Below are 14258 nucleotides of genomic sequence, written 5' to 3'. Positions count from 1 at the left end.
CTGATGGGGGCCGGTGGCGACCAGTGGCTGGCCGACCAGTTCTATCGGCTGGAGGGCCAGCAATGGGCTCTGCAGAACGCGTGGGTCACCAGCCACCTGGTGCATCGCGGCGGCAAGTGGGCCAGCAGCCTGGCCGCGCTGATCGCGATCGTGGCGTGCTTCCACGCCTGGCGCCAACCGCGCCTGGCACGCTGGCGCTGGCCACTGCTGTACCTGGTGCTGGCGGTGGCGCTCGGCACGGGCGCGGTGTCGCTGCTGAAGTCATTGACCAACATGGATTGCCCGTGGGACCTGGCCCGCTACGGCGGCGCCCGCGAGTACATCGGCCTGTTCGCTTCACGGCCGCACGACATGGCGCGTGGCATCTGCTTTCCTGCCGGTCATTCCAGCGCCGGCTTCGCCTGGGTGGCGCTGTACTTCTTCGCGCTGATGGTCCGCCCGGCGTGGCGGTGGCGTGGTCTGTCGGTGGGACTGGTGGCCGGCGCGACATTCGGCCTGTCGCAGCAACTGCGGGGCGCGCACTTTCTCTCGCACGACCTGTGGACTGTGACCACCTGCTGGATGGTGTCACTGGGTCTCTACCAGGGTGTCCAGGCCATCGCCGCACGCCGCCAGGCGCGCGGCACGCTGCAACTGCAAGGAGAGCGGGCATGAGTGCATCGGTGTCGCGCGCGCAGCGCTTTCCGGCCCTGTCACAGCTGCTGGCCTGGCGCCCGCAGTGGTCAACCGAGACCCTGATCGCGGCGACCAGCCTGTTCTTCGCAGTCGCCTGCAATGGCCTGTTCTGGCACAGCGCGATGGCCACCCACCCGGGCAGCCTGCGCTTCGCCCTGTCGCTGCTGTTGTTCCTGGTCGGCGCACACTGCCTGTTGATGGGACTGCTGGTCTGGCGCTGGAATGCCAAGGGGGTGGTCAGCGTGCTGCTGCTCTGCACGGCGCTGGCCGCGCACTACATGGGCAGCTACCACATCTATCTGGATGCGGACATGCTGCGCAACGTGCTGGCCACCGACCACAAGGAGAGCCGCGAGCTGATGACCCCGGCGATGCTGCCGCCTGTGCTGCTGCTGGCGGTGTTGCCGATGGTGGTGGTGTGGCGGGTGCAGCTGATCCGTCGCGGCTGGGGCCGCACGCTGCTGTGGCGCGCCGGTTTCCTGCTGCTGTCGGCGCTGGTGGCATTTGGCGGGGCCATGCTGTCGTTCCAGGAAATGTCGGCCCTGATGCGCAACCAGCGTGAAGTGCGCTACTTGGCCACGCCGGGCAACATCCTGCTCGGCCTGCCCAAGGCGCTGCGCGGCGACAACCCGATCCAGCGCGCGCCGAAGCTGCCGATCGGCACCGATGCCAAGGCCACACCGCGCGCGGCCGGCAGCCGGCCGCGGCTGCTGGTGATCGTGATGGGTGAAACCGCACGTGCGCAGAACTGGGGCCTCAACGGCTACGCCAGGCAGACCACACCGCAACTGGCGCAGACCAACGTCATCAACTTCCCGGACATGCATGCCTGCGGCACCAGCACCGAGGTATCGCTGCCCTGTCTGTTCTCGCCCTATGGCCGTCACGACTACGACGAAAAGAAGATCCGCGCGCACCAGTCGCTGCTGCATGTACTGGATCGCGCCGGCATCGGCGTGCTCTGGCGCGACAACCAGTCCGGCTGCAAGGGCGTCTGCGAGGGCCTGGAGATGCAGGCACTGGACGATGCCAGGCATCCGACCCTGTGCGCGAACGGCCGCTGCATGGACGAGATCCTGATCGACGACCTGGCGGCGCAGGTACGTGCCAGGCCGGGCGACCGGGTGGTGGTGCTGCACCAGCTGGGCAACCACGGGCCCAGCTACTACGAGCGCTACCCGGCGCGGTTCCGCCACTTCACGCCCACCTGCGACACGCCGGACCTGGGCAGGTGCAGCCGTGAGCAGATCACCAACAGCTACGACAACGCGCTGCTCTACACCGATCACCTGCTGTCGCGCACGATCGGTACGCTGCAGGGCATGGACGACTACGACACCGCGATGATCTACGTGTCCGATCATGGCGAGTCGCTGGGCGAGAAGGGCCTGTACCTGCATGGCGTGCCCTACGCGATCGCCCCGCAGGAGCAGACCCGGGTGCCGATGACGATGTGGTTCTCGCCCGGGTTCGCTGCCAATCGTGGGCTGGACCTGGCCTGCGTGCGCCGGCGCGCCACGGCCTACACCGATCATGACAACCTGTTTCCCTCGGTGCTGGGCCTGATGCAGGTCAGGACCACGCTGTATGAGCGGCAGCGGGATCTGTTTGCGGGGTGCGAGGCGTAACGCACGGCGCGGCCGGTCTGCCCCGGCAGGCAGAGCGCCCCGCGCAGTGGGCGTTGTTGCCCTGCCCCTTGCGGTGCGGCGGGCGCTTCACTAGCCTTCGCCGGTCTGTCACCACCCAAGGATGTCCCCGTGAACCACCGCCCGCTCCTGCTGGCCCTGGCTGTCGGTGCTGCCGCACTGACGCTGGCGGCCTGCCAGAAGGAACCGTCCCCGGCCGATTCGCCGGCGGCGGGTACCGCTACCCCGTCCGAGACCGCGGACCAGTTCGTCGCCCGGGTCAACGCCGAGTACAAGGCCATGTACCCGGAAATGACCTCGGCGCAATGGCTGTCCTCGACCTACATCAACGACGACTCCGAGCGGGTGGCGGCCAAGGCCAACGAGCGCTGGCTGACCGTGCTCAACGGCTGGATCACGCAGGCGGCGGCATTCGACGGCCAGCCGATGTCCGAGGACAGCAAGCGCGCCATCCACCTGCTCAAGCTGATGACCTCGATGCCGGCTCCGCGAGACCCGGCCAAGCTGGCCGAGCTGACCCGCATCGCCAGCCGCATGGAAGGCGCGTACGGCGCGGGCAAGTACTGCACCGACGACGCCGACCCGGCGAGCTGCCGCCAGCTGGGCGATCTGGAACAGGTGCTGGCGCGCAGCCGCGACTACACCCTGCAGCTGGATGCCTGGCAGGGCTGGCACAGCACCACCAAGCCGATGCGTGCCGATTACCAGCGCTTCGTCGGTCTGGTCAACGAAGGCGCCAAGGAAATGGGCTTCGCCGATGCGGGCCAGATGTGGCGCAGCGGCTATGACATGCCGCCGGAGCAGATCGGCCCGGAAACCGACCGGCTGTGGGAGCAGGTCAAACCGATGTACGAGCAGCTGCACTGCTACGCCCGTACCAAGCTGGACACGACCTACGGCAAGGACAAGGCCGAAGTGGACGGCGGCCTGATCGCCGCGCACCTGCTCGGCAACATGTGGCAGCAGGACTGGTCCAACCTGTGGGACCAGCTGGAACCCTACCCGGGCGCGGGCAGCCTGGACATCACTGCGGCGCTGGAAAAGCAGTACCAGACCAACCTGAGCGGCGCGCTGGCCAAGGCCGGTGGCAACGGCGCCAGCGCCGAAGCGCAGTTCAAGGCGCAGCGTGAGGCCGAACTGCGGACCGCCAAGCAGATGACCGAACGCGCGCAGGACTTCTACGTGTCGCTGGGCATGCCGGCGCTGCCGAAGTCGTACTGGGACAAGACCCAGTTCATCAAGCCGCTGGACCGTGATGTGGTCTGCCATGCCAGCGCGTGGGACATGAACATGGACGGCGATGTGCGCACCAAGATGTGCATCAAGCCGAACGAAGAGACCTTCACCACGATCTACCACGAGCTGGGCCACATCTATTACGACCTGGCCTACAACCCGCTGCCGCCGCTGTTCCAGGGCGGTGCCAACGATGGCTTCCATGAAGCGATCGGCGACACCATCGTGCTGGCGATGACCCCGCAGTACCTCAACTCGATCGGCCTGGTCGACAAGCCGCAGGAAAGCCGCGAGGCGACCATCAATGCGCAGATGCGCATGGCGCTGAGCGGCGTGTCGTTCCTGCCGTTCGGGCTGATGATCGACCGCTGGCGCTGGGGCGTCTTCGACGGCTCGATCACCCCGGACCACTACAACCAGGCCTGGTGGGATCTGAAGGCCAAGTACCAGGGCGTGGCCCCGGCCAGCGCACGCGGCGAGGAGTTCTTCGATCCGGGCGCCAAGTACCACGTGCCGGGCAACACGCCGTACACCCGCTACTTCCTGGCGCGCATCCTGCAGTTCCAGTTCTACAAGGGCCTGTGCGACGCGGCCGGCTACACGGGTCCGCTGCACCAGTGCAGCTTCTACGGCAACAAGGAAGCCGGTCAGAAGTTCTGGGCGATGCTGAGCAAGGGCGCCAGCCAGCCGTGGCAGGCCACGCTGAAGGAAATCACCGGCGGCGACAAGCTCGATGCCGGCCCGATGATCGAGTACTTCAGCCCGGTCAACGAGTGGCTCAAGCAGCAGAACCAGGGCCAGATGTGCGGTTGGCAGGTCCCTGCGGCCACCGCCGCGGCCAAGCCGGCAGCAACGGCTCCCGCCGCCCACTGAGCAGTAATGCGATAAAAAAAGAACCGGCCGCAAGGCCGGTTTTTTTCGGGGGGTCTGTCTGCCGGTTACACCTGACAGCGGCGCCGTTCCGGGGTACCGCAGACGGTGGGACATTCGTCGGCAAGGGCATCGCCGCCCGGCGCCCGCCCATGCGCCGCTGCGCGGGGAACCGTCCAGCGCGCGCGTTGTGTCTGCCGTTGCTCAGGCCTGCGCGGATGCCTTCAGACTGGCGGCGAAGTCCACCTTGTACTGGTCGAAATCCTTGCCGTCGGCCTTGGCCTCGGCATGGGCGGCATCCTTCAACGCGTCCGAGTACACCAGCCGCACAGGGGTGCCTTGGCGCTCGTGCAGTTCAGCCGCCTGCATGATCAGCGCCAGTACGCGCGCCGCGCTGGCGGTCTGCCCGGCGATGCGGCCATCCATGCCCAGCACCCACTCGCCATCACGGCGCACGATCCCGGCCAGCAGCGTGCGCTGCTGGTCACGCAGTTCGGCATGCGGCTCGACCGGGGAGGCCTGGGCCTGCTCGCGGTTGGCGGCCTGGGTTTCGCGGCGCCGGCGGATGTCGCGGCGCAGTTTGGAGGTGGTCGACATCGGGGGACTTCCGGACTGCGTGAAAGTGCACAGGATACCGTACCGGCCGCAAGCGGCCCCCAGGGCATGCCCTGGCCGGTATTGGGGGGGCAGCCAGCCGCGGGGCGAGGTTGCCCTGCGCCGCCGCGGCGTGCCGCAGGCGTCAGCCCGGCGGCAGCAGGGCCTCGTCGCGGCGCTCGCAGTGCCGCTCCCAGTACCAGAATGTGGCACCGATGGCGAAGAAGCCCGCATAGCCCAATGCCAGATGCAGCGGATTGCCGCTGAGCAGGGGCGACACCACGCCGGCGACGACGGTGTTGATCATCAGCTGGATGAACATCTGCATCGACGAGGCCAGGCCGCGCTGCTGCGGATACATGTCCAGCACCGCCAGCGCCAGAATGGGGAAGATCAGCGCCATGCCGACGCCACCGAGGAAGATCGGCAGCACTGCCCACGGCAGCGCGATCTGCGGCACCGACAGCACGTAGCCCAGGTTGAGCAGCGCCGACAGCGCGCACAGGCCGAAGCCGATCGCGATCTGCCGCTGCGCCACCACCCGGCCGGCCATGCGCCCGGACAGGAACGACCCCATCGTCATGCCGCCGATGGTGGGAATGAACAGCCAGGCGAACCCGCCCTCGCCCAGCTTCAGGTGGTGCATCACAAACACCGGCGCCGAGGCGATGTAGAGAAAGATGCCGGAGAAGTTGAACGCACCCGCCGCCGCCAGCCGCAGCAACCGCGGGTGCGAGCCCATGCGCGCATAGCTGCGCAGCAGGGCGCGCATCGACAGCGGCGTGCGCGCCTGTACCGGATGGGTTTCGGGCAGCCACTTGCCGGTGGCCAGCAGCAGCACCACCGCGAACACCACCAGGAACCAGAAGATCAGCGGCCAGTCGCCGCCGCCGAGCAGGATCCAGCCGCCGATGATCGGCGCGATCGCCGGGGCCACACCGAAGATCATCGACACCTGGCTCATCAGGCGCTGCGCATCGGCACCGTGGTACAGGTCGCGGATCACCGCGCGGCCCACGATCACGCCGACGCCGGCGGTCACACCCTGCAGGGCGCGGAACACCAGCAGCGTGGGCATGTCGCGCGACAGCGCGCAGCCGACCGACGCGGCGATGAACAGCACCAGCCCGCCGATGATCACCCGCCTGCGACCGAACGCATCCGACAGCGGGCCGTGCGCCAGGCTCATCAGGCCGTAGAAAAGCAGGTACACGCTGATGGTCTGCTGCACGGCGACCTGGTCCACCTGCATGCGTTCACCCAGCAGCAGGAAGGCCGGGAAGATGGTATCGATCGAGAACGGACCGAACATCGCCAGGCCTGCGAGCAGCAGGGCCAGGCGGCGGGTCGAGGGCGAGGCGGGCGTCATGCGGTCTTCCGTCTGGGCCATGCGCAAACGCACGGCGGGCGCCAGCCCGGAACGGGCGGCGCCAGATGAATACGAGGATCCGGTGATGATAGGCCTTTGTGTGGCCGGGCACCATCGCCACGGCCCTGATCGGGCGCCCATACCACCCCGTATTCATGTGGCGTAGGGACGCAGCGGATCAGGCCGCTGGGCTATAATCGCCTGGCTACATGGTGGGAGAAGCGGACGGTCGTTTTGGGCCAGCCGCTGCCGAAGGCGCAACGCCCGTAATCGCTCAGGCCCGATACCACCCGCACCACAACTCTGGAGAGACCGGCGAGTGCCGGCGCCGAAGGGGCACGGAGCACGCAGATGCGCGCTTTTAAACTCTCAGGCAAAAGGACAGAGGGGCACCCAGGAAGACCGCAGGGTCCGGTGGCTCGCGCCTGTTCGCGCCACGGCCCGGCCGCCTTCCGAACGTGCGTGCCCACTCTCCGAGATGCCAGCCATGTCCAACAACACCCCTTCCCTGCGCGAGCTTGAACACAGCCACGCGTTCGTCGAACGCCACATTGGCCCGAACGACGCCGAGATCGCGCAGATGCTCGACGTGGTCGGCCACGCGTCGCTGGATGCGCTGACCGATGCGATCGTCCCGGCCGGGATCAAGTCGCCGGCACCGCTGGCCCTGCCCGATTCGCTGACCGAAGTGCAGGCACTGGCCAAGATCCGCGCCATCGCCGACAAGAACCAGGTGTTCCGCACCTTCATCGGCCAGGGCTACTACGGCACGCTGACTCCGAACGTGATCCTGCGCAACGTGCTGGAAAATCCGGCGTGGTACACCGCCTACACCCCGTACCAGGCCGAAATCTCGCAGGGCCGCATGGAAGCGCTGATCAACTTCCAGACGCTGTGCGCCGACCTGACCGGCATGGAAATCGCCAACGCCTCGCTGCTCGACGAAGCCACCGCCGCGGCTGAAGCGATGACGCTGGCCAAGCGCTCGGCCAAGTCGAAGTCCGACACCTTCTTCGTGCACGACGCCGTGCACCCGCAGACGCTGGAGCTGCTGCGCACGCGCGCCGAACCGCTCGGCATCGTGCTGCGCGTGGGCACTCCGGCCGAGGCGCTGGAGGCGGAGGCCTACGGCGTGCTGCTGCAGTACCCGGATACCTTCGGCCATATCGGCGACCACAAGGCGCTGGCCGATGCCGTGCACGCCCGTGGCGGCCTGGTGGCGGTGGCCACCGACCTGCTCGCCCTGACCCTGATCGCCGCCCCCGGCGAATGGGGCGCGGACATCGTGGTCGGCAACTCGCAGCGCTTCGGCGTGCCGTTCGGTTTTGGTGGCCCGCATGCCGCCTTCATGGCCTGCCGCGATGCGTACAAGCGCTCGATGCCGGGCCGCCTGATCGGTGTGTCGGTCGATGCGCAGGGCAATGCCGCCTACCGCCTGACCCTGCAGACCCGCGAGCAGCACATCCGTCGCGAGAAGGCCACTTCGAACATCTGTACCGCGCAGGTGCTGCTGGCCGTGATGGCCTCGATGTATGCCGTGTACCACGGCCCGGACGGCCTGACCCGCATCGCCCGCCGCACGCATCGGCTGGCCAGCATCCTGGCGGCCGCGCTGCGCGGCGCCGGCGTCAACGTCGGCGAGCACTTCTTCGATACGCTGCACATCAAGGACATCGACGCCGGGGCGATCCACGCCAAGGCGGCCGCCGCACGCATCAACCTGCGCGCGATCGACAGCGAAGCGGTCGGCATCAGCCTGGATGAAACCGCCACCCGTGCCGACATCGTCGCGCTCGGCCAACTGTTCGGTGTGAACGTCGATGTGGACGCGCTCGACGCCACCACCGCCGACGCGCTGCCGGCCGGCCTGGTGCGCACCAGCGCCTTCCTGACCCACCCGGTGTTCAACACCCACCACAGCGAACACGAACTGCTGCGCTACCTGCGTTCGCTGGCGGACAAGGACCTGGCGATGGATCGCACCATGATCCCGCTGGGCAGCTGCACCATGAAGCTCAACGCCACCGCCGAGATGATCCCGGTGACCTGGCCGGAGTTCGCCAACATCCATCCGCTGGCCCCGGCCGACCAGGCCACCGGCTACAAGGAACTCATCGACGGCCTGGAAGCGATGCTGGTGGAGTGCACCGGCTACGACGCCGTCAGCCTGCAGCCGAACTCCGGCGCGCAGGGCGAGTACGCCGGCCTGCTGGCGATCCGCGCCTACCACCGCTCGCGCGGCGACGACCACCGCGACGTGTGCCTGATCCCCGATTCGGCGCACGGCACCAACCCGGCCTCGGCGCAGATGTGCGGCATGAAGGTCGTGGTGACCAAGACCGATGCCAACGGCAACGTCGACGTCGAGGACATCCGCGTCAACGCCGAGAAGTACAGCGACCGCCTGGCCGCGCTGATGATCACCTACCCGTCCACGCATGGCGTGTTCGAGGAGGAAGTGGTCGAGATCTGCGAGATCATCCACAAGCACGGCGGCCAGGTGTACACCGACGGTGCCAACATGAACGCCCTGGTGGGCGTGGCCAAGCCCGGCAAGTGGGGCTCGGACGTGTCGCACCTGAATCTGCACAAGACCTTCTGCATTCCGCACGGCGGCGGCGGCCCGGGCGTGGGCCCGTGCGCGGTCAAATCGCACCTGGCGCCGTTCCTGCCCAAGGTGCTGGGCGGCGAAGGCGATGTGGGCATGGTCAGCGCGGCCAGCTTCGGCAGCGCCTCGATCCTGCCGATCAGCTGGATGTACATCACCCTGATGGGCACCGCCGGCCTGCGCAAGGCGACCCAGGTCGCGCTGCTCAACGCCAATTACATCGCCAAGCGTCTGGCCCCGCACTTCAAGACCCTGTACACCGGCCGCAACGGGCTGGTGGCGCATGAGTGCATCCTGGACGTGCGTCCGCTGGAGAAGACCTCCGGCATCGCCGCCGAGGACGTGGCCAAGCGCCTGATCGACTTCGGCTTCCACGCCCCGACCCTGAGCTTCCCGGTCGCCGGCACGCTGATGGTGGAGCCGACCGAAAGCGAATCGCTGCACGAACTGGATCGCTTCATCAACGCGATGATCCAGATCCGTGAAGAAATCGCCGCGATCGAAGACGGCCGCCTGGACCGCGAGGACAACCCGCTCAAGAATGCGCCGCACACCGCCACGGCGGTCTCGGCCAGCGAGTGGGCCCATGCCTACCCGCGCGAGCTGGCGGCCTTCCCGCTGGCCAGCCTGCGCCAGCAGAAGTACTGGCCGCCGGTGGCACGCGTGGATAACGTCTACGGCGACAAGAACGTGATGTGCGCCTGCATCCCGGTCGATGCCTACAAGGAAGACGAGGGCGTGGAGGTCTGAACCTCCCTGCCCTGACGCAATGAAAAACGGCCCGCGCAAGCGGGCCGTTTTTTGTTGGGAGATGCCTCGTGGTGCCGGTCAATCGCCCGGACGGTTGGCCCGCACGCGGCGCGCCACTTCACTGGTGATCGCGATCACTGCGGTCAGCGCCGCCATCGAGAGGAACTGCAGGCGGGTGTGCGCTTCGGACAGCAGCAGGCCGAAGATCAGCGCCAGCACGCCCAGGCCGAGCACGGTCAGGTAGGGATAGCCGGCCATGCGGAACGGCAGGCGGGTGCCATCACGGTTGGCGCGGTGGCGCAGGATCAACTGCGACAGCAACGAGATCGTCCACACCAGCAGGCAGGTCGAGCCAACGATGTTGAGCAGCACCGGCAGCACCCGCTCCGGGAACAGCAGTTCCATCACCGTGGCCGCAAAGCCGAACAGCACGCTGGCCAGCACCGCGATGATGGGGACCTGGCGCGGATCGGTCCACCCGAGCACGGCCGGCGCTTCGCGGCGCTGCGCCAGCGAGAACATCATGCGCGAGGCGCCATACAGATTGGCATTGAGCGCGGACAGCAGCGCGATCACCGCGATCAGGGTGATGGCGGTGGCCGCACCGGGAATCCTGGCCACCTCCAGCACCGCCGCGAACGGCGACTTGAGCAGCTCGCTGGTCCACGGCACCACGGCGATGATCACGCTCAGCGAGCCGATGTAGAACACCAGGATGCGCCAGGCCACGGTGCGGATCGCGCGCGCGATGCTGCGCTCGGGGTCTTCGGTTTCCGCTGCGGCCACCGCCACGATCTCGGTGCCGCCGAAGGCGAACACCACCACCAGCAGGGCCGCGCCGACGCCGGCCAGCCCCGTGGGCGCAAAGCCACCGTGCGCGGTGAAATTGCTCAGGCCCGGCGACGTCACATCGGGCAGCCAGCCCAGCAGCAGCGCCGCGCCGATCAGGATGAACGCCACGATCGCCACCACTTTGAGGATCGCGAACCAGAACTCGAACTCGCCGAAGTTCTTCACCCCCAGCAGGTTGATCGCGGTGAAAAACACCATGAAGGCCAGCGCCGCCATCGGCACCGAAATCACTGGCCACACCGTGGCCAGCAGGCCCGCCGCGCCAACCGCCTCGGCGGCGATCACGATCACCAGCTGCACCCACCACAACCAGCCCACCGTGGCGCCGGCGGTGGCGCCCATCGCATCGGCGGCGTACACCGAGAACGCGCCGCTGGTCGGCTTGGCCGCCGCCATTTCGCCCAGCGCGTTCATCACGATGATCACCAGCGCGCCGGCGACCAGGTAGGACAGCAGTACTGCCGGCCCGGCGGCCTGCACGCCCACGCCGGAGCCGAGGAACAGACCCGCGCCGATCGCGCTGCCCAAGCCCATCATGATCAGCTGGCGGGGTTTGAGCGCGTGGCCCAGGCGGGCGTTGGCGGGAGAAGCGGCAGGAGCCGGAGTCGGAGATGCGGGCATCGGAATCGCTTGGCGGGCAACGAGTGCGACACGATACCGCGTCCGGCGGCATGACGGGATAGGCCGGAAGGCCGGGTCGGCCGGGGCCGCGCTCAGGCCTCGGCGCGTTCGCCGATCTGGGCGCGGTAGCCACGCGGCGATACCCCGACCTCGGCCTTGAACTTGCGCGTGAACGCGCTCTGGTCGGTGAAGCCACAGGCCTGGCCGATGCTGGCGATGGTGTCCGGACCATGCAGCAGATGGACCGCCATCTGGATGCGCAGGCGGGTCAGCACCTGCTGCGGGGTCATCTGGAACACTTTGCGGAAGGTCCGCTCCAGCTTGGACAGCGAGAACCCGGTGATGTCCAGCAGCGTCTGCATGCGTACATTCTCGGCGTAGTGCGCGTTCAGATGCGCCAGCGCCAGGCGCAGCTGCTCGTACTGGGTGCCCAGGCTGTCCTTCTGGCCCAGGTCGCGCGAAATCCCGATCAGCCCCTGCACCTGGCCCTCGACCAGCAGCGGGCGCTTGCAGGTCAGGCACCAGCCCGGCTCGCGGTTGGCGAACAGGTGCAGTTCCATCAGGTTCTCGATCACCTTGCCGGCCAGCACCTGCGCGTCCTGGGAGGCGTAGTCGGCGCCCAGCCCGGTCGGGTAGATTTCCGCGGCGGTCCGGCCGATCACCTCCTTGCGCGACTTCAGGCCCAGCCGGCGCAGCATCGTCTGGTTGATGTGCGTGTAGCGGCCCTGGCGGTCCTTCATGAAGAACAACACGTCCGGGATCGCGTCGAAGAGGGCTTCGATGTCGGCGGGTTCAACGCGCATGGCACGGCAGGCTGGGAAGGAACACGCGCCAAGGATACCCGTCGCGTGAAGCGCAGGTGCATGCTGCCGGCCATTTTCGCACCGCTGGTTAACGCCCGGGTTGCCAGTGTGAGGTGTTGCCACCCCGCCAGCCCGGAGAGCCCTCATGGCCACCAGCAAGCCCCGCAAGCCCGCCCCTGCCTCCACCGACGCGCGCGGTACAGGCGACGAACTCCACCAGCGCGCGGGGGGCGGCCATCCCCAGTTGACCACCGCGCAGGGCATCCCGGTGGCCGACAACCAGAATTCCCTGCGCGCCACGCCGCGCGGGCCGACGCTGCTGGAAGACTTCATCCTGCGCGAGAAGATCACCCACTTCGACCACGAGCGCATTCCCGAACGCATCGTGCACGCCCGCGGCAGTGCGGCCCACGGCTACTTCGAGCTGACCCGCTCGCTGGGCGACTACACGCGCGCACGGGTGTTGAGCGAGGTCGGTGTGCGCACCCCCGTGTTCACCCGCTTCTCCACCGTGGCCGGTGGCGCCGGCTCGGTGGATACGCCGCGCGACGTACGCGGTTTCGCGGTCAAGTTCTACACCCGCGAAGGCAATTGGGACCTGGTCGGCAACAATATCCCGGTGTTCTTCATCCAGGATGCGATCAAGTTCCCCGACCTGATCCATGCGGTGAAGATGGAACCGGATCGCGCCTTTCCCCAGGCAGCGAGCGCGCACGACACGTTCTGGGATTTCATCTCGCTGATGCCCGAATCGATGCACATGGTCATGTGGGCCATGAGCGACCGTGCCATTCCACGCTCGCTGCGCATGATCGAGGGCTTCGGCATCCACAGCTTCCGCCTGCTCAACGACGCCGGCGAATCCACCTTCGTCAAATTCCACTGGCGTCCCAAGCTGGGACTGCAGTCCACCGTGTGGGACGAAGCCGTGAAGCTGCAGGGCGCGGACAACGACTTCCACCGGCGCGACCTGTTCGAGTCGATCAGCGCCGGCGACTTCCCCGAGTGGGAACTGGCCGTGCAGCTGTTCACCGAGGAGGAGGCCGATGCGTTCCCGTTCGACCACCTGGACCCGACCAAGATCATTCCCGAATCGCTGGTACCGTTGACGGTGGTCGGCCGGATGGTGCTGGACCGTTGGCCGGACAACTTCTTCGCCGAAACCGAGCAGGTGGCGTACTGCCCGGCAAACGTACCGCCGGGGATCGATTTCAGCAACGATCCGCTGCTGCAGGGTCGCCTGTTCTCCTACCTGGATACGCAGCTGAGCCGGCTGGGTGGGCCGAACTTCCACCAGATTCCGATCAACACCCCCAAATGCCCCTTTGCCAACCACCAGCGCGACGGGCATATGCAGATGGACGTGCCCAAAGGCCGGGTGGCGTACGAGCCGAGCTCGCTGCAGGACGACAGCCCGCGCGAAAGCGCCGACGGGTTCCCCAGCCACGCCACCGCGCCCGACGATGGCCGCAAGGGCCGCGTGCGAGCCGAGAGCTTTGCCGACCATTACAGCCAGGCTCGGATGTTCTTCCGCAGCCTGGAGGCACCGGAGCAGGCACACCTGGCCTCGGCGCTGGTGTTCGAACTGTCCAAGGTGGAGACGGCGCGCATCCGCGAGCGCACGGTGAGCCACCTGCGCAACATCGATGAGGGCCTGGCCAAGCGGGTGGCAGCGGGCCTGGCGATGCCGGCCCTGCCCGACCCGGCCGCCACGGCGACGCCGGCGCAGGACCTTCCCGCGGCGCCGGAAGTGCGCGTGATCGGCCGGACCCGGGACACCCTCAAGGGACGCTGCATCGGCATCCTGTTCGATGCCGGATCGGATGCCGGAGTAATCAATGCCCTGCGCAAGGCAGCGGCCAAGGCCGGGGCCAGCGTCAAACTGGTCGCCCCCAAGATCGGCGGCGGCGCGCTCAGCGATGGCAAGGTGCAGCCGGCCGATGGCCAGCTCGCCGGCACGCCCTCGGTGGTGTTCGACGCCGTGGCGGTGGTGCTCAGCGCCGACGCGGCCAAGCGACTGACCAGGGAATCGGCGGCCATCGACTTCGTGGCCGACGCCTGGGCCCACCTGAAAGCCATCGCCGCCGATGAAGGGGCCCAAGCGCTGTTGAAGGCCGCGCGCGTGGGCAACGATGCCGGCGTGGTCGAAGCCGAAGATGCGGCCGGCTTCATCGCCGTTGCCGCTACCCGCCAGTGGGCGCGCGAACCCAAGGTGCGCACGCTGGCCTAGCGCA

The 14258-nt window shown here is 67.8% G+C and carries 9 protein-coding genes and 1 riboswitch; of the genes, 5 read left to right on the top strand and 4 right to left on the bottom strand.

The annotated features are described in order from the left end of the window. The first annotated feature begins 3 nt into the window (after positions 1 to 3). From OC534_RS14320 to OC534_RS14310, 3 genes are all read left to right on the top strand, one after another. Complete coding sequence (locus tag OC534_RS14320) at positions 4 to 654, top strand: phosphatase PAP2 family protein (protein ID WP_243746375.1); 651 nt, start codon at positions 4 to 6, stop codon at positions 652 to 654. Continuing rightward, complete coding sequence (locus OC534_RS14315; RefSeq protein WP_166473325.1) at positions 651 to 2303, top strand: phosphoethanolamine--lipid A transferase; 1653 nt, start codon at positions 651 to 653, stop codon at positions 2301 to 2303. The genes OC534_RS14320 and OC534_RS14315 overlap by 4 nt, the downstream gene beginning before the upstream one ends. Positions 2304 to 2432: 129 nt before the next feature. Further along, positions 2433 to 4430, top strand: a complete 1998-nt coding sequence (locus OC534_RS14310) for a M2 family metallopeptidase (protein WP_262072012.1) — start codon at positions 2433 to 2435, stop codon at positions 4428 to 4430. A gap of 201 nt (positions 4431 to 4631) precedes the next feature. Here OC534_RS14310 and OC534_RS14305 read toward each other — a convergent pair whose 3' ends face one another. Further along, positions 4632 to 5024: a hypothetical protein gene (locus OC534_RS14305; protein WP_017354835.1), complete on the bottom strand. Its 393-nt coding sequence runs from the start codon at positions 5022 to 5024 to the stop codon at positions 4632 to 4634. A 142-nt stretch (positions 5025 to 5166) separates the two neighbouring features. Beyond that, complete coding sequence (locus OC534_RS14300) at positions 5167 to 6390, bottom strand: multidrug effflux MFS transporter (RefSeq protein ID WP_026070575.1); 1224 nt, start codon at positions 6388 to 6390, stop codon at positions 5167 to 5169. A gap of 293 nt (positions 6391 to 6683) precedes the next feature. Continuing rightward, a riboswitch (glycine riboswitch) is annotated at positions 6684 to 6785 on the top strand. Positions 6786 to 6868: 83 nt separating this feature from the next. Between OC534_RS14300 and gcvP the strand changes: the two genes are divergently transcribed. Next, positions 6869 to 9748 (top strand): aminomethyl-transferring glycine dehydrogenase, encoded by a 2880-nt coding sequence (gcvP, locus tag OC534_RS14295; RefSeq protein WP_026070574.1) that lies wholly within the window; start codon positions 6869 to 6871, stop codon positions 9746 to 9748. 78 nt (positions 9749 to 9826) lie between these two features. Here the strand turns inward: gcvP and OC534_RS14290 are convergent, their stop codons facing one another. Next, positions 9827 to 11227 (bottom strand): amino acid permease, encoded by a 1401-nt coding sequence (locus OC534_RS14290; RefSeq protein ID WP_026070573.1) that lies wholly within the window; start codon positions 11225 to 11227, stop codon positions 9827 to 9829. An 86-nt stretch (positions 11228 to 11313) separates the two neighbouring features. Continuing rightward, positions 11314 to 12024, bottom strand: coding sequence for an AraC family transcriptional regulator (locus OC534_RS14285; RefSeq protein WP_017354831.1), 711 nt, complete (start codon positions 12022 to 12024; stop codon positions 11314 to 11316). A gap of 145 nt (positions 12025 to 12169) precedes the next feature. Between OC534_RS14285 and OC534_RS14280 the strand changes: the two genes are divergently transcribed. After that, entirely contained in the window at positions 12170 to 14254 is a 2085-nt protein-coding gene (locus OC534_RS14280) for a catalase (RefSeq protein WP_136003104.1), read from the top strand. The last annotated feature ends 4 nt before the right edge of the window (positions 14255 to 14258 follow it).

The organism is Stenotrophomonas sp. Marseille-Q5258, assembly GCF_946900935.1.
Lineage (GTDB): Bacteria > Pseudomonadota > Gammaproteobacteria > Xanthomonadales > Xanthomonadaceae > Stenotrophomonas > Stenotrophomonas nematodicola.
The sequence above is the reverse complement of the archived record's forward strand: the minus strand, read 5'-3'. Positions and strand labels throughout refer to the sequence as shown.